Origin of the sequence: Chitinophaga oryzae, from assembly GCF_012516375.2 — a bacterium.
Lineage (GTDB): Bacteria > Bacteroidota > Bacteroidia > Chitinophagales > Chitinophagaceae > Chitinophaga > Chitinophaga oryzae.
The window spans coordinates 5,387,630-5,414,464 of sequence record NZ_CP051204.2; the positions used below are offsets into that span (position 1 = coordinate 5,387,630).

Consider the following 26,835-nt stretch of genomic DNA (forward strand, 5'->3'; position numbering starts at 1 on the left):
CCTTAGCTACTTTGGAAGAACGGAACCCGACTATTTTGAATTCAAACTGTTACCGCGCGGCCGATAATATTTTACAGGTCATTTCCGTGGTTTTGTCTTTTGCAAAGTCCGACCGGTTGGATAACCAGACAGATGCCGGTAAAAGTTTTAGCGACCGGAGCCGGCTCACGGGCCTCACAGGATGAAAGCGGATTGTGTTATATTGCAGGGGACCAGCATTTCCTCAACGCTAACCTATCATCCTCATGAAGAAGCTATGCTGTATTCTTTTTAGCCTGGCGACGCTCCATGCAACATATGCGCAGTCGCAGCAACTAAGTTACTACGATACCCTTACGCTGGGTGGCTTACAACAGGTCATCGCCGTAAATGGCAACCCCAACGGACCGGTACTGCTGTTTCTCCATGGCGGCCCCGGCGAATCCCGCATCCCCGAAATGGAGAAAGTTACCGGGCTGCTGAGGGAGAAATTTTGTGTTGTGATGTGGGACCAACGGGAAACAGGGTTAACATTGCAATTAAATGCTTCTCCGGTCCCTCCTTCGCTTCCTGTAGTGGCCGAAGACGCCTACAGCCTTGTGGAGCAACTGAAGAAGAAGTTCAATAAAAATAAGATTTACCTGCTGGGCGAGTCCTGGGGATGCCTCGTTGGGTTCAGACTGGCAGCGGACCACCCGGAGTCAATTGCCGCGCTGATGGTAGTCTGTCCGGTAGTAGACCAGCAACGCAGCGAGCGCCATGCGCTGGATACGATAAAAGCATGGGCAACGGCCAACAACAACCAAACAGCATTAGCTGAACTAAGCGGTGTTGCCGTGCCGTTTAAGCATCCGGACGATCTGTATTATGCGAGAAAGTGGATGAACCAGTTATCCGGAAGGCCATTCCCTGAAAAGGATTCCATACGAATAAAAGCATATCTCCGGGAGTGGAACAAAACGTGGATGAAGCCCTGGAATGAGGCCACAGCAGTGCCGCTGTCCAAATCTGTCAAAAAACTGAAGATGCCTGTTTACTTTTTTCTCGGTGGCAAAGATCTTCAGACAAATGCCGTATACTCCAAAGCCTACTTCAATAAACTAAAGGCCCCTGAAAAGAAAGTATACTGGTTTAAAAATGACGGGCATCTGCTGATGTACACCTCAGCAGCGGAGGTCCAGAAGATAATTCTGAATGAGGTGCTGCCGGATGTGTTTCGATTCCGGCGGTAAATTACCTCCGTACGATCTTCTTTATTACAAATTTATTAAAAAAGAATTCCCTGTAGATACTACCTATTGGGATTTCGTTGGTACCGATGTACACCGTGTTATTATCCACAGAGCCGATATGCTTTACATTGATAACATAGGATTTGCTTACCCTCACGAACATCTCTTTGGGTAACTGATCGTAGATCGTCTTGATGTTCATCGCCGTAATTACTTTCTGATGCTCCGTGTGCATCACCACGTAATCTTTTAACCCCTGGATAAAAAGTATGTTGTTGAAATAGATTTTAAAAATCCGCCGGTCAGCTTTCACAAAGAAGTAATCGTCTGCTACCTGTTCGATATTGTTATTAGCGTAATCCGCCTTCAGCAACCTCGAGTAGGTGTGCGCTTTTTCAACGGCCTTCTGAAACCGTGCTAATTTTACGGGTTTTATCAGGTAATCAATGGCATCTACCTCATAGCTGTCGGTGGCAAATTCGGCATAGGCTGTCGTAAAAATCACCAGGGTTTCCTTCTGAATTGTACGCGCAAATTCAATTCCGTTAATTCCCGGCATCTGGATGTCCAGGAAAATCAATTCGACAACATTGTTTTCTATAAAACCGGCGGCCGTTTCCGGACTGTTGAACGAACCGGTTAAAGTTAAACCGTCGGTTTGGTCAATCAACATCGCGATGGCTTCCCTTGCCAATGGTTCATCATCGATAATAATACAGTTCATGATATATACGATTTACGGATAACTCCGGGCCCGGCGTACCGGGTCATAGCTTTATGGTTAAAGTTACGCAATACCTTTCGGAGCCGTCTTCGATATCCAGCGTATGCTGTGCCGGGAATAAAAGTTCCAGTCTCCGCCTGACATTTACCAACCCCAGCCCGCCCGTATTACTACCGGATTTAAGCACAGGCTTGGAATTGATGCACTTAAAGAAAAGCTCATCGTTCCTGACATCGAAATAGAGGTTTACATACGAGGCTTTTGTTGCATCATTGTTATGCTTCACCGCATTTTCCACAAACGAAATAAACAACAACGGAGGAATCTGCACGCCGCTCAGATTCCCTTCTTTTGAAACCAGGAAGTCGAAGCTATCCCGCCTTACTTTCTCCAAATTCAAAAAATCTTCCAGGAAATGAATATCCGAAGTCAGCAACACCTTGTCTCTTGCACTGTCATAAAGCTGATAGCGAAGCAGGTCGCTCAGCTTCATTAAAACCTGCGACGCCTTCTCCGGGTCCGTCTTCGTCAGCACGTTGGCGTTGTTTAGCATGTTAAACAGAAAATGCGGATTGATCTGGTTTTTTAACTGCTCCAGCTCCGCATAAGCCTTCGACTGTTCCAGCTCATAGATCACCTGCTTGTCCATCATTCCTTTCTGGAACAGTTTTATAGAAGAGGAAGCCGCCAGCAGCAACGCGGTAAGGAAGGAAAAGAGCGGGATGTTCAGCCCGTTTTCCCTGTTAAATGGATTGAAAAAATACCCACAGACAGCCACTACAGCAACGATGCCGAGAACAGACAGGCAGTATGCTATATTCCTGTTCCGGAACAACAGTTTGGGCACCAGCACATACATATTAACATAAAACAATATAATAAAATATACAAATACTGCTATCGGGTCGGAAATCACGGAAGCGCTGTTGTACAGCACGGCGCCTATAAAAACAATGAACAGCAGATGCCGGAATATCCTGTGTTCAGGAGAAATCAGGAAACGAAAAAGCACGTTCTCACTCGCAAGCTGCTGACGGTTAAAATCACTCATTGACCAAATTGTATGGAACAAATTTAACATTTAATGCTATGTCCAACCCGCTTTTATACGAAAGTGCCTGCTTTTTATACTAAAGCAGGAGCAGATAAAACGCGTACAACAACAATCTGTTTGGTACAGTCCCGGCATCTTTTGCTATAAAAGCCACCGTCTTTGGTATAATTAAAAAAAGACGGTAATCCAAAGAAATAGTTTTGTATCCAATTTACAACTGTTAAATCGACTTTTTAAAAGATGAGATACAAGATCCTTTATACCCTGCTGTTTACAACCATTTCATTTGGGGCGTATTCACAGGAGAAAGTCACACTGAGTGGAACGATCACCATGAAAGCCAATACCGAAACGGTCATCGGGGCAAGCATTTTCATTCCGGAAGCAAAAGTTTCAGCCATTAGCAATGCGTATGGATTCTATGCGGTCACGGTGCCCAAAGGAGAATACACCATCGTCATCAGCTGTATAGGATTTGAGAGCATAGAGGAGCCCATCTCCCTGAAACAAAACACCAGGAGAAATTTTTCGATGTCCGAAAAAAGCAAAACGCTGGATGAAGTAGTGATAAGGCATAATAAAGCAGCCAGCAACATCCGGACGCCTGAAATGAGCGTCAACAAGCTCTCTATCTCCACCATCAAAAAGATGCCGGCGGTGATGGGAGAGGTCGATATCCTGAAAGCGATCCTGCAGCTACCGGGGGTATCCACTTCGCAGGAAGGCGCAACAGGCTTTAACGTCAGGGGTGGCTCGGTCGATGGCAACCTGATACTGCTGGACGAAGCCGTTGTTTACAACACCTCCCACCTGTTCGGTTTCTTCTCTGTTTTTAACGCAGATGTGATCAAAGTCATGAAACTGTATAAAGGCGGCATACCGGCTACGTTCGGCGGACGCACCTCTTCTGTCCTGGATATTTACCAGAAAGAGGGGAACAACCAGGAATACCACCTAACGGGCGGAATCGGGGCTATTTCAAGCAGACTGCTGGCAGAAGGCCCCATCGTAAAAGACAAAAGCTCGTTCGTGATCGCCGGGCGTACTTCTTATGCGCATCTGTTGATGAAGCTGGCAGACAACCCCAATTCAGTTTCCTTTTACGACCTGAATGCCAAACTGAACTATACACTCAACGACAACAACAGGATCTTCCTTTCAGCCTATTTCGGCAAGGATAAAATGGATTTCAGCAATTTCTTCAACAACACTTATGGAAACGCCTTTTTTAATCTCCGCTGGAACCATATCTTCTCCGAGAAACGCTTCTCCAACGCCTCGTTTATTTACAGTAAGTACGATTACGGCCTGAAGATAAAATATGTGGGCATTGACTGGGCTTCGGATATCCGCAATTATAACTTCAAGTATAATTTTAACCATCACCTGTCTGATAAGCTGGTGCTGAATTATGGACTCAACTCCATCTACTATCAATTCAATCCGGGCACCATAAAACCGATGGACGAAAAATCGCCCATCAATGCCGACCAGATTGAAAAAAAGTATGCCTGGGAAAATGCACTGTACATCAGCGCCGAACAAAAGATCACAGATAAAATATCCCTGAACTACGGACTGCGGTACAGCTACTTCCAACGGCTGGGAGAACAACAGGTGAACAATTATGCCCATAACCAGGCAGTAATTTTCAACCCGCAGCTGCAAATTTATGAGGAAGGAACGCCCATGAGCACAACGTATTATGGCAAAAACAAAAAGATCATCGATTTTGGGAACTTAGAGCCTCGCCTGGCAGTCTCCTATTCCATCAATGACGATCAATCCCTTAAAGCGAGTTATAACCGGATGAGCCAGTATATTCATTTAATTTCCAACACGGCCTCCGTCTCCCCGCTCGATATCTGGGCGCCAAGCGACCAATACCTGCAACCTGAAATCCTTGACCAGGTTGCATTGGGCTATTTCAGGAATTTCAGCCAGGGAAGATATTCCCTGGAAACAGAGGTCTTTTACAAGAAGATCAAAAACAAAGCAGATTATATCGACGGCGCCGAATTGATTGCCCACAAAGCCATAGAACAGGTACTGCTCAACGGGGAGGCAAGGGCTTACGGACTGGAGTTAATGCTGAAGAAGAATACCGGCAAACTGACAGGCTGGCTCTCTTACACCCTTTCCAGGGCAGAGCAGCGCACCCCGGGCAGAAATGCCACAGAACCCGGCATTAACAACGGCCAATGGTATCGCGCCAATTACGATAAAACACATAATCTCTCCCTTACCGGCGCTTATCAGCTGACGAAAAAATGGAGCTTTGGCGGCGCTTTTACCTACCAAACGGGCAAAGCAGCCACCTACCCCATCGGCAAATACGAGTATCAGGGCATTACGATTGCGAACTACGGAGAGCGGAACATCAATTCGCTTCCGGCTTACCATCATTTGGATGTATCGGCCACCTTCACCCCGAAGCCGTACAGCAAAAAAAGATGGAAAGGCGAATGGGTGTTCAGCATTTATAATGTGTATGCAAGAAACAACGCCGCCTCCCTGATGTTCGAGCAAAACAGGGAAACGGGGCTGAGCGAAGCGAAAAGGATATCCATTTTCGGTATCATTCCGGGAGTGACCTACAATTTCAAATTTTAATGCCAACAATATAAAAATGAAAAACATACTGACATACCTGATAATCTCATGCAGTCTTCTCCTGCTGTCCTGCACAAAAGTGGTGGACGTGCCACTGGACACAGCAGCACCGAAACTGGTGATCGATGCATCGATCGACTGGGTAAAGGGCACAACAGGCAGAGAGCAGAAAATCAAGCTCTCCACCACTACAGGATATTACAATACGCAATTCCCAACAGTGTCGGGAGCAGATATCGTTATCACCAATTCAGCCAATACAGTTTTTCACTTTGCAGAAATTGCCGGCACGGGCGAATATAGCTGCTCCGACTTCCATCCGGTGATCGGGGAAACATATACTTTAAAAGTTATCCTAAATGGCGAAGTCTATGCCGCCACCGAAACCTGCATCGGTGTGCCGGACATTCAGAATAACATCGTACAGAATAATTCCGGCGGGTTCGGGGGCGATGAAATAGAGATCACCTACTACTACCAGGACAACGGCAATGAGGAAAATTACTACCTGCACCGCATCCTGTCACCTGTATCCGTGTTTCCGGACTACAAACCCCAGGATGACGCGAACGGCCAGGGGAAACTGCTACAGGAATATTTTTCCGATGAAGACCTGAAAGCCGGAGATAAAATCAACATCAGGCTGTACGGCATCTCCAGGAGATATTATGACTATTTCAGAAAGTTGCTGACCGCAGCCGGGGCAGGCAACGGCCCGTTTCAAACAACGCCTGGCCAGGTGAGAGGAAATATCGTCAACCAGACCCATTTTGACAACTTCGCCTATGGATATTTCAGATTATCGGAAGTGGCGGTGAAAGAGTATACGATACAAGAATGAACCGAGGCACAGCCATCGCATATATTATCCACCATCCATTAAAGTACGGGATATGAACGAATTAACCCGGGAAGTATTAATATTCAGCACCAATGTTAACACAGTCAAAGCCGTCAGGAAGCTGGCGCCGTTATTCAACGGACACCAGCTGATTTCCAAATGGAGTTTTGACCTGGAGGACTGCGATAAAATTCTACGGATAGAAGCCGCCGCCAGAATCCCGGACGAAATTATCAACATATTGCGAAGCAAGGGCTTCAATGGTAAAGAACTTAGCTGACGAGGCAATGACTATGCCCCGCAGCGGGACCGGGATATTATAAATTGACCACTACGCCCAGGTTGGCAACCGTTCCTGTTCCTTTAACGTAATAACGCCCCTCCGTTGTAGCGCCACGCACCGCTGAATGAGTGGGATAATAACTGGCGTTAAAGAGGTTATTCACTGCAAAAGTCAACGTTACATGCCTGAGTTTATAGGAAGTATACATATCGAACAACGTATAGCCGGTAACGGGGTATTTTCCGTAATTCCATACTTCTTTAGGAAATACATCGCGGCTTCCGATTTTAGTCATTTGAACGGAGAAGTCCCATTGGCGGGTAAATTTAACGTTCACATGGCCGCCGATTTTTATGGGCGAAATAGTGGAATTGTCTACTTTTCCGTCATAAGAGCCGTCGTTTTTTGTATCTTCTTTTCCATCCATATAGCCGAGTACGCCGCCCAGGCTCAACCAATTGGTTGCTTTGTATCCCAGCACCGCCTCTGCTCCGTATATACGTTGTGGTAACTGGACCAGCTCGAAATTACCCGGGGTGACCTCTTTGAAGCTGGCCCCTTTTTTACTGGTACTATAATAGCCGGTCACCTCGTAACGGAAGCGCTGAATGTCTCCATTTACACCCAGCTCAAAATTATTCACTTTTACAGGAGCAACGTTTATCGCATTTAAAGAAACACCATTTCTCAGTACCAGTCCTATGTCTCCAATAGAATAACCTTGCGAAAAGCTGGCAAACGGCTGGGCATAGGAAAATTTATTGTATCGCAGGCCGGCATTAAACACCAGTGCATTGTAGGTATTGGTGGCGCCCGGCACCAGCTTATTGCCCCTGGTAAAATCGCTGACTTTAAACAAGAGGTTCTCATAACGCGCACCGGCTTTGAATATCCAGTCTTTAGCCAGTATGAATTTGGATTGCAGGTAAGGGGCAATGCTATTCATATTCATATCCGGAGTAACCAGTTTGTCAGCCATATCTTTTTGTACGGTATGGTCCTTTAACAAGTCTATGCCATAAATCAATTGCACATGGTTATTGCCCGGCAATACAAAAGGCGTGGAAAAATTGAACCGTCCGCCCCAGTGGTCAGAGTATATTTGATTATACGCTTCAAATACCGAATTAATATCATTATAATATACCGCAACATTCGCTTCTGTTTTACCAAAGGTACCGGTGTACTTTACGTTGAATGTTTTATTGTAGGGCGTTCCTCCCAGGATGTTGGTATCTCCCCGGACGCCGATGGCCGGAGAAACACCGAAGTCTCCTTTGGTACCGATGTATTTACTGTCCTGGATACTGTTGAAATAATTACCCATCACCTCTATACGATGACTGGCAGAGAAATCATATCCGATCTTTACCAGGGCATTGTATGACTTCGTTTCTCCCAGCCCGTAAAAAGGGCTGACAACAACACCATCGGAAGACCTTACCACACCGGAATGTGCCATCTTACCCTGCACAACGTAATCAAATCTTCCCACGCCCCCTTTGAATACCTGTGAGAGGTTATACCCGTATGTTTCATCAGCCTTAACGAGATTCAGGCTGTTATTGAAATAAGTAGAAGAGCTGAAGGGAACAGTTTTCTCCGGCTTTGTCGTAATATAATTGATAATACCACCCGCACCGCCGTTGCCATACATGGAGGATGCGCCGTTGATTACTTCGATATGATCTATCGCGCTGACATCGATCGTTCTGAGGTCACGTCCGCCGTTTCTCAACGGGGTAGATTGCGGGATACCATCGATCAGTACCAGGAAGTTCCTGCCTCTCAATTTCCCGATAAAATTATTCTGTCCTTCTTCACTGGGTGAAATTCCCGGTATTTTCTGCATCAGGATATACGGCAGGTTGTTGTTGATCTGCGCCTGTTTCCCCACCTCTTTCGCCGATATCAACAGCACGGAGGAAGGGACTTCGTTCACACTCTCTGCTACCCGGCTGGCTGTAACAATAACATCTTTCAACTGACTGGTGGTATCCGTGATTCTCCCGGGCCTGGTACTATCTTGTCCGAAGGCATTTGTGGCGGCAGTTAAGACTAAAAACGCTGAAATATAGCCTGCTCTCATAAAATAAAAAACATTGTTTTGGAACTGGCGCAGGACTGCCTGGCCGCTCCATATCCTGAAATTGCCGCAAAATTAATCGTTACAAGGGGGAAAGCGTAATCAAAAACGGAATTTTTCAGGTAGAAATCACCCGGAGCCAGGATTTCAGTTAAATACATAACCACTTTTACCACCTACAGCAGTGAGTGATGCATTAAACATGACGTATATATGCTTATCAATTATTTCCCGCGTCGAATGTTATTACGGAGTTAGATGCGGGGCGTTCTGCTCTGATTATCAACGGGAAAGAATCTTTAACGGGTATCCAGCGCTCCTTTCCAAATTTTCCAAAATCAACATATGTGCCCAGAAGCGTAAAACATTCAAACACAAAAGGTATCCCCTCCGCTCCCAGCGCTGAATGCTGATCTGCCACATGGAAGTGAAGATGTGGACCGGTAGTCTGACCAGTAAACCCCACAGCTGCAATAACATCACCTTTTTTTACCCGTTGTCCGGCCACAACTTTGATGCTTCCCGGCTTCAGATGTTCGTAAAAGGCGATGCAGTTATTTCCTATATCTATTGAAATGTAGTTCCCTGTTGCCTTCTCTGCGGGGTACTCAGGGTGGTTTGCCAAAGTGTTGCTTTCCCGGAAATCATCCCTGGTTGCCGAAACAATGCCGTCACTCACTGCCAGCACCGCTGCCCCATAGCCATACCAATTTTTCACCACATCATTGTCTCCGTTGGCATACCGTCCCAGCGTATCAAGCTTGATGAAATCTATGGCAAAACGTCCGGGAATCCGCGCCTTCCCATCAACCGTATAAATTACCCTGCGATGCCCGCGGCTCCAGGAAGGATCGTAAACTGCCGCCCAGGGACCACCGGCCAAAGGTGCTCCAAGAGCTACCCGCGGCTTCTCTGATATGCTCATAAATGCGCCCTGGACCAAAAATGTTTGCTTTTTATTACCCTGCGATACCGAGAGACTAAGACGATGAACCAATTGCACACCAGTTTTATCATTTTGCAATTCAACAAACACTACCCTTGAATTACCCGGTGCAATTAAATCCTCTTTATCCTTTATTTGCAATCCAGGCCTGCTAAGCCTATTTAGCAAATCACCCCTGTTAAAGGAAGCAACAACAGAAGAATCAGCAACATCCAATACTTCCATCTTTTCCAGACTTATGGAATCGTTTGAGAAATTAGTCAGATAGAGCTCATAGTAAACAGCGGGTTTTCCGTTTATAACGACAGTACCGGTCCCAAAAGGAATATGCATGTCGACAGATGGCCGGTATTCCTGGCCAAAACCCGGATCGATACCAGCGGTAATGATCATGAAAAAGCATAACAGTCTTTTGACTATTGCCATTTTTTATTGTTTTAAATGCTGGTCTGACTTAAATTTAAGCAAAAAAGGTATTCTTTCAGAGTCGTTTGACACAATGGATGACGGAATCTTAACGCAGGAATTTCCAAAGCCGCAAACTATAAATAAAATCCGATGAATTTAAGATCATTCATAAATAATGAAATTTTACGACTAGACAACTATATCAGTACTTGTTTACCTAAAACAAGTATTGAATTATTGGTAAAGAAAGAGGTAATTTATGGAAAGAAATTCTGCCGGCCAACAGGCATAATACCACCTTTCCTGAGTTTTGCGAAAGCAGGAATAAATGTAATCGTAGTTAACCTGAAGGTTAAACATGAAGTCTTCCTCCCGGCAAAAACCGGCGATGAATTTTCGGTCCTTTTGTAATTCCATTGGTATCCAAAAGTCCCCAACCGTTCAATGATTTACTTAATCTTTTCGTGTATAGGCAACCGTTGATTAACCGGTTCTTTCTTTATTTTATTCTCAGGGCAAATCTCTTTCTTCAAAACATCAGTCCCTTTAAGGCCACGTGTAGTAAACTCGATGCTGTCTTTAGGCTGATTGCCGGCAGGCGTAATACGGATAACATAATCTGTTTCCTTCTCCAGCATGATGGTAATGGTCCTTCCGGGAGTTGCTATGAAACACCAGCCAATGTTGCGCTGCCGGTTGTACAGGTATATGCACGCATCGTAATATTGCGGGCACACCGTAGCTTCGAAAGGAATCTCCAGGGCCGGTCGCGGCAGGGGGATTACATCCATTTTTTGCGGGGTATACCAGCTATAAATATCGTCGTCACCTTTCCCGCCAACCCTGTTGGAGGAAAGATATCCGCTTCCATCTTCCCGGCTCACCAAATAAAAATCGTCTCCGGACGTGTTCACAGGGTATCGCATGTTTTCCGGAGTTGTCCACTGCGCCTTGCTGCCATTCGATTTGAAGATATCGAAACCGCCCATACCCACAAGGCCTTTGCTTGAATAATAGAGATCTCCATCAGCTCCTATAGTAGGAAATTCTTCTTCATCTGCTGTATTAATGGTTGGACCGCAATTCCGGGGCGTTCCCCAGGAGCCATCTGCCTGCCGTTCACTATACCAGATATCAGTGGCGCCTAGTCCACCAGGCATGTCTGAGGTAAAATACAAAATGTTTCCATCCTTGCTTAAAGCAGCATGTCCCACTGAATATTCCTCTGGTTTATTATAGGCAAATGCCGTTGGCTGCGCCCATTTCCCGTTGCTGTCTTTCTTACTGACATACAATTCCAAACGTCTGTTACCCGATATCGTCACTTTTTCTATCCTTTCCTTCACCGTAGCGATGCGGCGGTCTGGTTCTGTTACAGTGAACCAGGCTGTCTGGTATCCATTATCAAATGCTACAGGGCCAACGTGGTACCGGTACTGGTTAAACATAGAGGAAAGATCGCTCAGGTAAACGTTTCCATACTTGCTGCTATCTGCGAGATACAATTTGTAATAGGGATCATTTGTACGGCCATAGTTGTTTTTATTCACCTTACTGCCGGGAGCCAGTTGGTCCCGAAACAGGGAATCCGACATAAATACAATACCATTGGGGTACCAGGTAGCACCCCAGTCAGACTTTGCTGTATTGAGCCTGGCCACGTTCCGGACATCATCCCTGGTTGGTTGCCCCATCCATTGAACAGCGGCATCACAACCGGCAATTTTGTTTTCTACCAGGCGGGCCTGGTTGTTCTTCCGTGCATATTGCTGAAAGGCTGTTTTGGCAGCATCATATTTGCCCAGGCTTTTCAGCATATCTCCATAATACAATTCATCGACGGGATCAGCATCCGGCATTGCCACCAATTTCCCATACCATTCCGCTGCATTGGTATAGTCATTTATTTGCCGGTAACACTCAGCGAGACGTTCCAGATTTTTTGTACTGACCTTCTTCTTTTTTGCCATTCTTTTATAGAGATTAGCCGCTTTTGCATAATCCTGCTGCAGATAATATATGGTTGCCTGCCGGGCAACAGATCTTTGTTCCTGGGCGCATACGTACCGGGCCAGCAAACAGCAAAATATAATCCCAACCGTTCTCATCATGTGGTTATTAACAAAGTGAAAAGCTCTCATGGTAATCAAAAATATCTTGGACTGAGTATACGTGTTCTTTTCCCGGGGAAGGTAATACCCAGGGATATTTCATGTGACCCGCTCTGGGCAGAAGCCAGTTTACTGATCGTAAGATCGTAGGCATAACCGATCCGGAACCGGTCATTAGCATAAAATTCAACCACTGCGCTGGCAGCATCGAGCGGATCAAGATATGAAGGCAGATTTGGCTTGTTCCACAAACGCACGCCTGTTCTGTAAGAGCCCCCTACCCACAATTTTTCCGCGATCAGTAAAAATGCCGTCAGGTCCACATTCGTAGGGCCTTTAAAATCTTCCTTTATCAAAACTGAAGGTTTGAGTTTGAAATTCTCTCCCAGATCAAATACTGTCCCAGCCGTAAGATACAGGTGCTGCGTTTTGCGGATCGTTTTGTATTGATACCCTTTCCAATAATATCGGGTAGGGTCCGTATACAATGAGAAGAGGTCCATCACTGATGCACTGGCATAAAACCTGGGGGTGAAATAATAGATCCCGAAGCGCGCGTCCGGAATAAGCGTCGACACCCTGGCTGCCGGGATGGTGGGATCCCCGTCGTCGTTGAATTGCAGCGTAGTTCCATCGATAGCATACTGTGTGGCCCCGGCGCCTATGCCGAAGCATAAACGCCTGGTACCATCTTCATCCAGCGGAATACGGTAAGAATACATTCCGTAAAATGCAGTAGCATCCTGCGGCCCCAGCTTATCGTATGTTACCTGCAGCCCCAACCCTACCCTGTCGTCTTTTGATTTAACTACCCCATCTACCGAAACGGCTGCGGTGACCGGCGCCCCGGGAAAGTCAACCCATTGCTTTCTGTAAATAGTATTCAGATAGAGATCTTCCTTGTAACCCGCGTAAGCCGGATTTACACTCAACATGTTAAACACATATTGACTAAACTGCAGGTTCTGCTGCCCTCTTGCCAAAGCAGGAAAAAGCATCAATCCTCCTATACACTTTAACAACACCCGGTTCCATCTTGATATATTATACATAACATTTTTTTTTCGTTTACGTAATTATCTCAACAATTCTATCCAACCCTTATATACACGTTCTCCTTCCGGTGCTCTCAGTTTCAATATATAGTAGTAGGTACCCTCATTCAAACCATTTCCATCCCATTTGTTATCATAGTCTTTGCTCTGGTGCACCATATTCCCCCACCTGTTATAAATGAACAAACCGCTACCAGGGTATTTGCCTAATCCCTGGACCACAAAGCGATCGTTCTTTCCATCTCCATTCGGGGTAATAACATTTGGAATAAATATCTCATCACTTGCAGTTATCGTTACTACCGATGTATTGGAACCTGGCGCCGGATCATCTTCATTGCCCTTTATGGTTGCCGCATTGCGGATACTACCGCCGCTTATTATCTGCACGGTATAAGTCATCGTAAGCGCATCCGTGGTGCTCACATCCCCGATGGTCCATATAATACTGCGCCTTGCCGGGTCATAGTGCGCCGCTCCTTTCGTTACTGTTATATCTACAGGCACTCCCAATGCAACGGGCAGCACATCTGTAACCACCACGCCGGTAGCAGCATTTGGCCCACGATTGCTTACTTCGATCTTATATCCGATACGTTTGGCAACAACATACGGCTGTGGCGTAACTACTGCCTTATTAATCACCAGGTCGGCCAATCTCACCGGATTGATGTCCACTTTCGCAGTGTCCGGCACAGACGTTGCAGGCGGCCCGGTAACGATAGCAGTATTGCTGATGGCGCCCTGGTCAAGCAATACCACATCATATGTGAGGGAGGTGCTTTGCCCGCCTGTTAATGAATCTATTGACCAGGTGGCTGTATGGGATGCAGCGTTATAATTTACCGTTCCAAGACCTGGCTTGCCAAACACCGGTGTTGGCAGGTTATCGCCCGCAAGCACATCCGTTACTACCACATCTTTAACAGTAACAGCACCAGCGTTGCTAACCGTCAATGTATACGTTACCTTATCGCCTGCTTTGTATGGCCCTGGTGTTACTGTTTTAATGATATGCAGCGGGGCTTTCGCAACCACTGTTGTGATCACCGGGGGCGTAGTATTATTGTCCGGTACATTATCTGTCACTCCTGAAGGAGGAGTCACGGTGGCTGTATTTCTCAATGTACCGATAGTGGCCGCAGTACCGGAGATCAGGATACGCACGCTGCCGTTGGCAGGCAAAACAGCGATCGTGCCGGTCACATTATTACCGCTTGCACTGACAACAGTACCTGCCGCGCCGTTCGACTGGCTTTGAACAGTGGCAGTTACTCCAGTCACCCCTACAGGCACCGCATCGCTGAAGGTAGCGCCGCTTACACCAGACGGACCGGCATTAGTTATTGTTACCACATAGCTGATAGCGCTTCCCTGTACCACTGTAGCCGGTCCTGTTTTAGCAACCTGCAGGTCTGCCACTTTACTTACCGTTGTTATAACAGGAGGTGTAACAACAGCCGGTTGGCCGGGAACGTTAGCTGTAGCGGTATTTACCAGTTGTCCGCCATAGCCCGCAGGAACTGTCCCGGTCACTGTTATCAGGATGCGATTGCCAGCGCCGGCGCCAATATTGGCGGTTACGCTGATGTTATTACCGGCGCCACTGCTGCCGGCGATAACATTACCGTTGCCAACAACGGAAGTTGACCAGGTAACATTTTTCAACGCAGCAGGCACCGAATCAGTGATAACAACAGCACTGGCATCACTCGGGCCAATATTCCCGGCTGTAATCCGGTATATCACCTGATCGCCTGTACCGGCAACGGCCGGTCCTGTTTTCTGCAGGGTTACGCCTGGCTGCTGTACAATCTTCGTTATCACCTTACTGCTATCGGGCGTAGTTGTCACCACTGTTGACGGCACTTTTACATAGGCCGTATTGGTAACGGTAGTTGCAGTGGTCTGTTGTAAAGTTCCGGCAATAGTGATACGCAAATGACTTCCACTCGTGGCCGCCGCCTGTATGCTGATATTATTACCCGTACCATTGGCCGGACCGGTAAATATAACGTTACCGGATACGCGCACTGCCTGCCAGCTCTTGACGGTAATGAGCGATGGTACAACATCAGTGACTATCAACGTATCAAGATCAGACGGACCATTATTGGTGACCTCTATCGTATAGGAAATATCACCGCCTGCCGCCAGCTGGGCCGGACCGCTCTTGGCTATCAGCACATTGGCCTTACGCTGCACATTCGTTACTGTTGTATCTGAAGTTATCTCCGGACTACCGGGAGCAGATACTTTAGCTGCGTTCTTCACCTTGCCGCTGAAATTCGGATCCAGTTTTCCATGGATGGTTACAACGATTTCATTACCTGCACCTGCCGCTATATTGCCTGTTACCGCTACCGCCGTACCTGAACCGGCAGCGCCGGCAGTAACGGTAGCATTTCCGGTGGCTGTCGCTGTCCAGGTTACGCCATTAATACCCGCCGGCACATTATCAGTAATCACTGCACCTGTTGCATCGCTGGGCCCGGTGTTCGTTACTGTTACAACATATGTTATAGCATCCCCGGCCTGCGCAGCAGATGGCGCGGCTTTAGTGATATGCAGTCCCGGACGCCTGGTTACCTGGGTTACTACAGGTACACTGTTAACAGGTGTTCCACCAGGAGGTACAGCAGCGGCTGTATTCGTAATGACGCCTGTAAAGGTCGGATCAACCACGCCATTGATGGTGATAGTTATTTCGTTCCCGGCGCCGGCAGGGATATTAGCATGCAGTTGTATATTATTACCGCTACCGCTGTTGCTGCCGGTGATGACAGTATTGGTACCCGTTGCCGCGGCAGTCCAGGTGACCTTTTGCACCTGTGGAGGTACGAGATCAGTTATACTGGTATTGATGGCATCGGACGGACCGGCATTCGTGACCACAACAGTGTACACAATGGCCTGCCCTGCAATCACACCTGAGGGTCCGCTCTTAACCACATTCAACCCTTGTTTGTTACTGATGGTTGTGTTTACAGAACTGGTAGCAGGTGTTCCACCAGGCAATGTAGCTGAAGCAGTATTGGTTATTACTCCTGAGGAAGAGGAAGCCACGATACCTGTAACCGTAATACTGATCTTGTTACCAGCACCCGCCTTTATATTTCCGGTTAAACTGATGTTGTTTCCTGTGCCACTATTCTGGCTCACACTGGTACCTGTACCTGTGGCTATAGCCGTCCATGTCACCTGTTGTATCTGGGAAGGCACGGCGTCAGTGATGCTGACATTACCGGCATCGGAAGGCCCGTTATTAACAATATCGATCGTGTAGGTAACCGGCGCCCCTGCGAAAATCGTAGCCGGGCCGCTCTTGGTAATCTGTAATGCTGCCTGGTTCACCACGTCGGTGTTTACCGGCGGTCCGGTAACGGTGGCGCCTCCATTTGGCGTAGCCGAAGCTGTGTTCACCAGCGTGCCACTGAATGACGGGCTCACGGTACCGGTCACGCTGATCACAATCTTATTGCCTGTTCCGGCCGGCAGGTTGCCTGTAACATGAACCGTATTACCACTTCCGGTGCCACCGGTCAGCACTGCTCCACTGCCAGCCGAAGTAGCTGTCCAGCTTACGTTCTGCACAGCAGCAGGCACCGCATCATCAATGCTCAGGTTCATGGCATCTGAAGGGCCATTATTGACCACGGTGATACTGTATGTTATCCGGTTTCCAGCTGCAATAGAAGCAGGACCGCTCTTAACTACCTGCAACCCGGTTTGCTTATTGACAGTGGTAGATACCGTACTGGCAGCCGGGGTAGGGTCAATGACTCCTGCCGGCGGTACAGCGGTGGCTGTATTCGTCAATGTACCGGTAAACGCGGGATCTACCATACCAGTCACTGTAACAACTACCTTACCTGTACCTGCTGGTATTCCGGCAGTAATATGGATGTTACTACCCGTGCCGGATGCCGTATTTACGGTGGCTCCGCCGGATACGGCAGCATTCCAGTTTACATTACTGATATTGGCCGGTACATTATCTGCAATAGTGGCGCCGGTAACATCAGCAGGACCGGCGTTCGTTACCTCAAATGTATAGCTGATCTGTTGTCCTGCATGGATATTTGCCGGACCTGTTTTGATGATATTCAGATCTGTTGACTTGTTGACAGATGTCGTAAATGAACTTGTTTTAATGGAACCTGATGTAGCCGTTGCCGTATTTGTAATAGATGAACCAGCTGCCGGAGAGATGGTGCCGGTAATGGTAATCAATATCTGGCCCGGACCATCCGTAGTACCTTCGATCGCAGCCTGCAGATTAATATTATTACCACTTCCGCTTGTTGCACTTACAGTAGTACCGCCGTTACCGGTAGCAGTGGCTGTCCATGTCACATCAGTGATCACCGCCGGCACCAGATCTGTAATATTTACAGGTGTAATATTGGATGTGCCGTTGTTGCTGACAGTCACCCTATACACAATCTTGTCCCCCACATTAGCTTCTGCAGGGCCACTCTTACTGATCTGCAGTCCTGCATCTGTATTGATGTTGGTATTAATAGTGCTGGTATTGGTTCCCGGTACCGTTTCTGTAATACCTGCGGGTGGTGTTACGGTAGCTGTATTCCTGATGGTACCCGGCGTAGCGCCTGCATTTACAACGCCATTGATATTTACCGTTATACTATTGCCGGTACCAGCCGGAATATTCCCTGTAACAGTCAGGTTATTACCGGAAAGATCAGTAGTAAGCACCTGGGCTGTACCATTCGCAGCAGCTGTAAACGTGATATTGGTTATCTGGGCTGGTATTGCATCCCGTATGACGGCTCCCGGCACATCTGAAGGGCCGTTATTGGTAATAAGCAGCTGGTAACTGATTGGCTGACCGGCAGCCTTATCAGCCGGGCCTGCCTTAATAATAACCAGGTCAGCTTTCCTGTCTACGGCAGTAGTTACCGTGCTGATAGCAGGTGTTGGATCAGTGGCGCCCGGAGGTGGCGTCGCCGTAGCTGTATTTTTCAGCGTTGTCACTGTTGTAGCAGGATCTGATTTACCGTTTACAACGATAGTGACATTATTTCCCGTGCCTGCCGGTATACTGGCGGTGATGTCCACATTACCGGTCCCGGCGGCAGCGCTCACAGAAGTACCGGCTCCCGCAGCGGTGGCTGTCCAGGTCACATTTTGCAAGCCTGGAGGAATTACATCAGCGATACGACAGCCAACAGCATTAGCCGGTCCTGCATTGTTGACCACAATGGTATAAGTCACATGCTGACCGGCAGTCACCTGCTGGGGACCGCTTTTTACAATATTCAGGTCAGTGATGTTATTCACCTGCGTGGTAACGGTGCTAACAGAGGGTGTTTTGCCTGGTACTGCAGCAGTAGCGGTATTGGCAATTGATGCCGATGTATAGGCCGGATCAACGACAGCGCTTATGGTAAATGTAATTTTATTGGCAGCACCGGCAGGTATATTACCTGTTACTGCAATATTGCCATTTCCGGAAGCAGCGCTCACGGTAGTACCTGCCCCTGTAACAGCTGCTGTCCACGAAACCTGCTGTAAACCGGCCGGTAGATTATCGCTGATGGCAACATTGCTGGCATTGGACGGCCCGCTGTTGGTAACGTCGAGTGTATATACAACAGGCTGTCCTGCTGAGATAGTAGCCGGTCCGCTCTTCACTATTGTCACATTGGGATCATTGGTCACCGTTGTTGTCCTGGAATCCGATACCGGTGTTTTACCGGTTATGCCGGCCGTTGCTGTATTGGTGAGCGTGCCGGAGAAAGACGAATCCACCGTACCATGAATAGTGATACTGATATTATTAGCTGCTCCCGCAGGAATATTGCCGGTGAGGTTGATATTACCGGTGCCGGCAGCCGCGCTGACGCTGGTGCCTGTACCGTTGGCTGTTGCTGTCCAGCTGGCATACAACAGGTGCGAAGGAAGGATGTCTGTAATGGCGACACCGGTAGCATTAGATGGTCCCGTGTTGGTCACCAGTAACTGATAAGTGATCTGCGTGCCGGCACTCGCCTTATCCGGCCCGGTTTTAACGATCTGCAAAACAGGGTCGCTGGTGATCGTTGTAGTGACTGTATCACTTGATACTGTTGGTTTACCCGGAACTGTTATCAGCGAGAAGTTACGCAGCGCAGCTCCGGTATACGCCGGATCCACTTGTCCTTTAACAGTGATGGTTATACTATTTCCGGCGCCGGCGGGTATATTCCCGGTAATGTTAACATTGCCAGCACCATTAACGGTATTTACGGTTGTACCTGTTCCCGCAGTAACAGTGCTCCACGTTGGATTCAGCACACCGGCAGGAATAGCATCCGTAATTGTTGCGCCAATGGCATCCGATGGCCCATTGTTGGTGACGGTAATGGTATAAGTGATATTCTGCCCTGCGCTAAGCGTAAGCGGACCGCTCTTGGTGATCTGCACATCAGGATCGTTGGTAACGCTGGTAGTGACCTGAGTGGTAACCGGCGGTTTACCCGGAAGCGTTGCAGCAGCTTTATTAACAATACTACCGCTAAACGCAGGGTCCACTACTCCTGTAACGGTAATGGTGATTTTATTGGCAGCGCCCGCCGGGATATTACCGGTAATATTCACATGCCCGCTACCGGACTGTGCACTGGATGTAGTACCGTTACCGCTGGTGGCAACCGTCCATACGGCTCCTGAAATACCCGATGGTATGGAGTCTGTAATCACCACTCCCAGGGCATCAGAGGGCCCGTTATTACCCACAACAATCGTGTAGGTGATGTTATTACCTCCACTGACAGATAGTGGTCCGCTTTTACTGATTGTGACATCCGGCGTGTTAGTGACTACAGTGGTAACAGGCTGGCTGGGTACGGCAGGGCCACCCGGTTGTTCAGCAGTAGCTGTATTGGTGATGCTACCCGCAAAGGCCGGATCTATTTTACCACTCACCGTAATGGTGATACTATTTCCTGCGCCGCCGGCTACGTTACCGGTAACTGACAAGGTACCGTTGGTGATCGTTGCGCTGGCAATGCTGGCATTTCCGGACGCAGAGGAAGCGCTGACAACAGGATTCAGAATATGGCTATCCAGCACATCTGTTATTTGTACGCCTGTTGCATCGCTCGGACCTGCATTGGTCAGTTCCAATGTATAAGTGATGTTCTGTCCCGCACTGAGTGTGGCCGGGCCACTCTTTGCCAGTTGCAGTGAAGTCTTCCTGCCAACAACGGTAGTTACCGTATTGGACGGTTGCGAAGGTTTACCGGCAGGTGTCACGGTAGCAGTGTTGGTTAATGTGCCTGTAATGGCAGGATCCACTTTGCCTCTTACAACGATGGTGATCTTGTTTCCGGCGCCGGCAGGAATATTGGCTGTGACGCTCACATTACCTGACGTACCGGCGCTGCCGGCTGTTACGGCAGCTGCACCCGTTGCTGTGGCCGTCCACCGGGCTCCCTGTATCTGAGCCGGAATATTATCTGTTATTACTGCACCGACTGCATCAGAAGCGCCATTATTTATCACTTCTACCGTATACGTAATACTATCTCCGGCATCAAGTGTTGCAGGACCATTCTTGGTGATGACCAATGCCGGATCATTGGTAATACTGGTAGTTACCTGGCTGGTTACAGGCGTACCACCGGCTGGTGTAGCACTTGCGGTGTTGGTAATAGTGCCGGCAGGTGTAGCGGCTGGTATTCTTCCCCTGATAACAATAGTAACTCCATTACCGCTGCCAGCAGGTAAGCTGGTCGTAATATTGATATTACCGGTGCCATTCAACGGGCTTCCGCCCGTAATGCTGGCAGAACCGGTAGCGGTGGCTGTCCAGCTCACGCCTGTCAGCGTTGCCGGAATGTTGTCCTGGATATTGGTATTCGGAGCATCACTTGGGCCGGCATTTGTTACCTGTATGGTATACACGATAGTATCGCCTGCAGATACGGTCCCACTGGGCGGGCCGGTTTTCACAATATTAACACCTGTCTGGTTCGTAACAGTTGTACTCACCGTATTAGAGGGTATGGGCGTAGTGCTTCCGGGGGGCGTAACACTTGCAGTATTTAAAATGGTGCCGGTAGCGGAAGATTTAATAGTGCCATTAACGGTAATAGTAATAGTATTTCCACTACCTGCAGGAAGATTACCTGTAAGGTTAATATCGCCACTTCCGCTGGCAGCGCTTACTGTGGCAGTTCCCTGTACGCTGGCTGACCAGGTAACGCCGGTGATCTGTGCAGAAATGGTGTCTCTCAATATTGCACCGATGGCATCAGACGGTCCGTTATTAACGTAGGTGATAGTATAGCTGATAGCCGTTCCTGCCGGAGCATCCGGCGTACCGGTTTTTGTTGCCTTAAGATTGAATTGCGGACTATAGGTGTCGGTATCAGTAACAGTATTATTAGCGGTGTTATTATCAGTATAACCGGCGGGCGGCGTAACAGTAGCTGTATTTGAAAGATTACCGGTAAATCCTGCCGGTACCGGTAATGTAAGCATATAAGTTATGCTTCCACCGGCAGGTATATTTACCAGTTGATTAATAGCGCCCGTACCATTGGGAGCCGGCACTGTTGCACCATTAAGCGTGCTTGCGCTCCACGTTGCCGTAGTGATGCCGGCAGGTAACGCGTCACTGACAGTTGCCCCGGTTACATCTGAAGAACCATTATTGCTCACAACGATTGTATACACCGCGTTTGTTCCCGGGGTATACGTAGCCGAACCATCTGTTTTGGAAATAACCAGATCTGCAACACGGCTGATCAGGGTGGTATCCTTGGCTGTTGGCGGCGTTGGATCGGTGGCGCCCGGAGGTGGCGTAGCCGTAACGGTATTTATCAATGCGGTTCCGCTTACGCCCGCACCCACGGTACCGGCAATCGTCAGGGTGGCGCTTTGACCAGTGGCTAACGTCAATCCTGTCCAGGCTCCGGTCCCGCTGGTATAGCTACCGGCAGATGGCGTATAGCCGGTGGCGGTAAATCCGGATGGTAAGTTATCCGTTACCGTTACAACATCGGCCGGTAACAATGTAGCAGGGCCATTATTGGTCAGCGTAATCGTATAAGTCAGCGCCTGGCCGGCTACGGCTGGTTTTGGAGTCGCCGTTTTGGCCAGGTCCAGGTCCATAATACGGCTTACCAGTGTCGTGTCTTTCGCTGTTGGCGGCGTCGGATCTGTAGTACCGGTCGGCGGTACCAGCGTCACGCTGTTGATCAGGCTCGTGCCGGTATAACTATTGCTGACCGTGCCGGTAATTGTCAGGGTAGCAGCGCCGCCAACCGTCAGCGACAAGCCGGTCCACGCGCCGGTGGCACTGTTATAGGTACCTGCGGACGGAGCGTAGTTGTTAGCCGTAAAACCAGATGGCAAATTATCTGTGAGCGTCAACGTATCGCCGGGCAGCATGCTGCTTGGGCCATTATTCGTTAGCGTAATGGTATAAGTCAGCGCCTGGCCAGCTACGGCTGGTTTTGGGCTGGCTGTCTTCGTCAGCCCGTAATCCATCACACGGTTGATCGTCGTCGTCTGACGGGCCGTATCATTTAACAGGTTCGGATCAGGGATCGTTGGCGGGTTGGTGACGATAGCGGTATTATTCAGGCTATCGGCAGCATTGGCCGCTACGGTACCTGCAATAGTGATAGTGGCGTTCTGGCCGGGCGTAAGGGTCAGGCCTGTCCAGATGCCATTGCCGCTGGTATAGGTGCCTGCAGAGGCAGTATAACCATTAGCCGTATAACCGGCAGGCAGGTTATCTGTCACAGTGATGCTATCCGATGCATTTATAGCAGACGGGCCGTTATTGGTAACAGTAAGCGTATAAGTCAGTGACTGACCGGCAACAACCGGATTTGGATTAGCTGTTTTAGTGATCGACAAATCATAGGCCGATTGTATGATCAGGCTATAGTCTTCCACTTCCCCATCCATTGCAGCACCAAAAGTACTTGTTGCCGTCAGCGGATCGGTGGTCAAACGGAAACGCGCATAGGTAATCCCTCCTGAAATGCCTGCTCCTGTGATTAAGGTATTAACATTAGTCCAGGTAAGCGTCGCAGTGGTCCCGTTATTGGCGACTGTAGCACCGGTTGCTTCTTCCGGATCAAAAGTACCGTTACGGTTAAAGTCGATCCAGCCTTCCAGATTAGCGTCCGTACCGGTAGTATTGGTAACAGGCAAAGTAAGTGTATAAGTGGTGGTCGCGGCTGTAAGCACAGGTAATGGTGCGGTCAGGCCATCGTCATTCGGATCACCGTTGGGTACATTCGCGTCAGCGCCGGCGGCCACCGCAAGCGCTTCTGGTTTGCCTGCAAGGGTAGCCCCTATTTTCAATCCGGGATTAACAAGATGCACTGGTCCATCAGATGCTGATAAAGTACCGTAACTATCCGGCGCATCTCCCAAATCAGCATTCGCTACGGCTACTACGCCATTAAATTCCGAGGTATTGTTTCCGGCATCGGTGGCTGTTGCCGTCAACAAACTACCCTGTGCCACCCCACTAAGGGCCGGCAATGGAATAGTAAACTGAAACCGGTTAGCGGTATGGGTTCCCGTTATACCGGTCCCATCGTCCATATACGTGCCGGTAGCGGCGTCCTGGTCTGTAATACCTGCTACCGTTCCTCCTTCCTTAAATGTGGCCAGGTACCTGCGGCCCTCACCAAATCCCAGGAGGTTGGTAAATGCAGCTGGCAGCGGATTAGGGCTTAAGGAAGGCACAGGAGCAAAGCTGGCATCCCTGTCGGCCAGAAACAGCTCAATAGTGGCCCCCGGGACGGAATAACCTTTTATGACCAGGTTATTGCCTATAATTGCCGCGCCGGTAACAACCGGGAAATTGAGTAATGCATTAGGACCGGAAGTCGAGCTTCCATTAGGGGTAACAATATCCGGCGCACTGCCTGCAGGCCGCAAATCAATTCCCAGACCTTCATTGGCATAAGTACTGTTCTCTGTAATCTTATTGCCCAAAGCGGCAGCACTGCCTCCTATTGCGATACCGGAGGCTCCTGCAGCGGTAACAATATTCCTGGTAATAACACTGTTCGTGGTATTATTGAACTGAATATTATCTCTTTCCGCTGCAATCGTACCTGCTGCTCCATTTCCGGAAAAAGTATTGTTGGTTACTGTAGTACCGCTTCCTATAGCCACTTTCAGCCCTTCATTCAGATTGTTTTGCACACTGTTTCCGGTAATACCGAGGCCCTGAAGGTCCGTTGATACCGTTCCGCTGGTCATTTCAATACCGATGCCGGAAGGTTGCACCGAAGTCGGCGCTCCGTTTCCGTTATTCAGTATTTCATTACCTGAAATAGTCAGGCCATTGATCGCTGCACTTTGCCGGACGCCTGCAAAGTCGGCACGAATAATATAGTTATTGGTGACACCGGCATTTCCGCTAATAGAAATATTGGAGCCCGGATTGCTTCCGGCGGCTTCTGTATTGGTTGAAACAGCTGCGCCTCCGATAATATTCTCCGTGATCAGGTTATTATTACCGGTACTAAGAATATTGGCTCCTGCACTGGTATTGTTACCAAACCGGCTGATAGCGATATTTCGGACAATCTCATTATTGCCGCTCAAATTCAACCCGCTTGCAGCGGTACCAGCGGCGCCATTCCAACGTATTTCCACCTCTGGCCGCTGTACTCCGGGCAACGATAGCTGGTCAACTCCCACTTTAGTCCCCGGGTTACCAGCCACCCCTGATTGTGTGTTGCCAATATTGGCTGTTTGGGTACGGCCGTCAATACTGGTGTTAGCATCTGTAACGGCAGGTAATAAAGTGGTAAGATTAATAATGGCAGTAGCGCCACCTCCGGCAGCGGTTAACTGATCAGGTTTGTTAATCCCGGGGTGCGCGTTACCGTCCGGAATCATGAAAATACTGGTTTCCACACCGGGCGCAGGCGCAAAGATACTGTTAGCCGCCTGGCTCAACCCCGTATTGGTTAATATATTGCTGTTACTAATAAATTGCTGTAATGAACCCTGCCCTGTATTATTAGTATTAACGATCGTGGAGAAGTTAAACCCAAAGTCAATTCCGGTGATACTGGCAGTCTCAATGGCAGCCTGCGATACAGATTGTGCCGCCCCGCTTACGCTCCCACTCAATACAAAAGTACTTGTATTCAAAGCAGTAGTACCGATTGTACCTGTACCCGGATCTGCTGTAGCCGGGCTTCTACCTCCCACTTCATCCACCACATTATTCAGGGTAGATGCCACCACCCTTTCAGCCCTGAATGTTTGTACGCCCAATTCTGTTCCGTTACTGCCTGGCCGCGTAGACTTCACCGTACTATTTACAACTCTGATGTAAAAAACACCATTTCCGCTTACACCTATGGCATAGGTACCATCAGCCTGCGTGTTGGTAAAATTCTCCAGGTTACCCGCAGCGTTATACACTTCCACCCTGGCATTAGGAATCCCGGCGGTCCCTCCGGTACCAAATGTCCTGCCTGCACCACCCCCATAGTTAACGTCTTCGAATACACGCCCGGAGATCTTAAATGAATTGGAGCCAAGGTCTCCATATTGAAGAGGAATTGGTCCACTCAACACAGTAACAGATGAGGCCGGAATGCTACTATTACCGGACCATGCATTGGTCCCGGAAAATTCGCTGGCATTTATTCTTACTATATAAGTGGCAGTACTGCCTGAAATCGGGGAACTGGTAATTACATTACCCTGCAAATCAAATCCTATCCCGGCTAAATTATAGTAGGTTGCAGGAGCAATCACCGGCACCGATTTATACCCCAATATACTACCATTGGCAGGCGAAATCTCCCAAATAGAAGGTATGTTGCTGGTAGTTGTTCCACTTACAAATAATCTACCGGCGGGGCTGAAGTCAATATCCCCCCCTCCCACCGGAAGGTCAGTAACACTGGAAGGAGCAGGTATGATACTGGTTGAAACCACTGCCGCCGTTGCTTTATCGAGGTTAACCATGTAAGGCCGGCCGGGCAGGTTATTTGCATTCGCAGGACTATAGTTTGCAATTGTGAAAAGCGAGCCGGATGTAGTAAAGGCCAGCTTTCCGAACACCAGGTTTCTTGCTGCGTTGTTTGCATCGATAAATGTAGCATTAAGAGTGCCCACCGTTGAAAGCGTTCCTCCCGTAGCCGGCGGCGGATTAGGTACGAACTTCAGCAACCTGGCACCGGCTACCTGGCTGTCTGTAAAGTAGATGTCTCCATTCAGATCTACTGCCAATGCCGTGGCTGAAGTGATGGTGCCCGGAGCGAAGGTATAAATAAACGTAAGGGCTCCGGTAGCATTGTCTATACGTACAATATTCGTAGTACTATAGGAATAAGAAACACCATACCCCTGCGCATATACGCTTTGCGCACTACTGATACAGAACAGTATTATCCCCGATAGAATTACCAGGTATCCCGATATTTTCTTCTTACAATCTTGCCACATATGACAAGCACGATAATAGACATAAGGGTTCCTAAGCGTAGAACTTTTACT

General features: G+C 48.5%; 11 protein-coding genes. 4 read left to right on the forward strand and 7 right to left on the reverse strand.

Annotated features, from left to right (window positions below; translation table 11 throughout):
* Positions 1 to 245: 245 nt before the first annotated feature.
* Positions 246 to 1,211, forward strand: coding sequence for an alpha/beta fold hydrolase (locus tag HF324_RS21410; RefSeq protein ID WP_168860775.1), 966 nt, complete (start codon positions 246 to 248; stop codon positions 1,209 to 1,211).
* 1 nt (position 1,212) lies between these two features.
* Here the strand turns inward: HF324_RS21410 and HF324_RS21415 are convergent, their stop codons facing one another.
* Both HF324_RS21415 and HF324_RS21420 read right to left on the reverse strand, forming a co-directional pair.
* On the reverse strand, positions 1,213 to 1,935 hold the full coding sequence (locus HF324_RS21415; RefSeq protein ID WP_168860776.1) for a LytR/AlgR family response regulator transcription factor: 723 nt from the start codon (positions 1,933 to 1,935) through the stop codon (positions 1,213 to 1,215).
* 43 nt (positions 1,936 to 1,978) lie between these two features.
* A complete protein-coding gene (locus HF324_RS21420; RefSeq protein WP_258539172.1) occupies positions 1,979 to 2,986 on the reverse strand; it encodes a sensor histidine kinase in 1,008 nt (335 codons plus the stop codon).
* A 243-nt stretch (positions 2,987 to 3,229) separates the two neighbouring features.
* Here HF324_RS21420 and HF324_RS21425 point away from each other — a divergent pair, with 243 nt between their 5' ends.
* The 3 genes from HF324_RS21425 to HF324_RS21435 are packed head-to-tail and all read left to right on the forward strand — an operon-like array spanning position 3,230 to position 6,723.
* Positions 3,230 to 5,602, forward strand: coding sequence for a TonB-dependent receptor (locus HF324_RS21425; RefSeq protein WP_168860778.1), 2,373 nt, complete (start codon positions 3,230 to 3,232; stop codon positions 5,600 to 5,602).
* Positions 5,603 to 5,618: 16 nt separating this feature from the next.
* Positions 5,619 to 6,443, forward strand: coding sequence for a DUF4249 domain-containing protein (locus HF324_RS21430; protein ID WP_168860779.1), 825 nt, complete (start codon positions 5,619 to 5,621; stop codon positions 6,441 to 6,443).
* Between the two features lie 52 nt (positions 6,444 to 6,495).
* Positions 6,496 to 6,723 carry a hypothetical protein gene (locus tag HF324_RS21435; RefSeq protein ID WP_168860780.1) on the forward strand — a complete coding sequence of 76 codons (228 nt, stop codon included), beginning with the start codon at positions 6,496 to 6,498 and terminating at the stop codon, positions 6,721 to 6,723.
* A gap of 37 nt (positions 6,724 to 6,760) precedes the next feature.
* Here HF324_RS21435 and HF324_RS21440 read toward each other — a convergent pair whose 3' ends face one another.
* The 5 genes from HF324_RS21440 to HF324_RS21460 all read right to left on the reverse strand — a co-directional run bounded on the left by HF324_RS21440 (position 6,761) and on the right by HF324_RS21460 (position 26,784).
* Entirely contained in the window at positions 6,761 to 8,815 is a 2,055-nt protein-coding gene (locus tag HF324_RS21440; RefSeq protein WP_168860781.1) for a TonB-dependent receptor, read from the reverse strand.
* Between the two features lie 217 nt (positions 8,816 to 9,032).
* The gene (locus HF324_RS21445) at positions 9,033 to 10,184 is read right to left on the reverse strand and encodes a M23 family metallopeptidase (RefSeq protein WP_168860782.1); all 1,152 of its coding nucleotides are present in this window, start codon (positions 10,182 to 10,184) and stop codon (positions 9,033 to 9,035) included.
* 431 nt (positions 10,185 to 10,615) lie between these two features.
* Positions 10,616 to 12,136, reverse strand: coding sequence for a hypothetical protein (locus HF324_RS21450; RefSeq protein ID WP_168860783.1), 1,521 nt, complete (start codon positions 12,134 to 12,136; stop codon positions 10,616 to 10,618).
* A 176-nt stretch (positions 12,137 to 12,312) separates the two neighbouring features.
* On the reverse strand, positions 12,313 to 13,329 hold the full coding sequence (locus HF324_RS21455) for a PorP/SprF family type IX secretion system membrane protein (RefSeq protein WP_220100797.1): 1,017 nt from the start codon (positions 13,327 to 13,329) through the stop codon (positions 12,313 to 12,315).
* A gap of 24 nt (positions 13,330 to 13,353) precedes the next feature.
* Positions 13,354 to 26,784 carry a DUF7927 domain-containing protein gene (locus HF324_RS21460; protein WP_168860784.1) on the reverse strand — a complete coding sequence of 4,477 codons (13,431 nt, stop codon included), beginning with the start codon at positions 26,782 to 26,784 and terminating at the stop codon, positions 13,354 to 13,356.
* Positions 26,785 to 26,835: the final 51 nt, after the last annotated feature.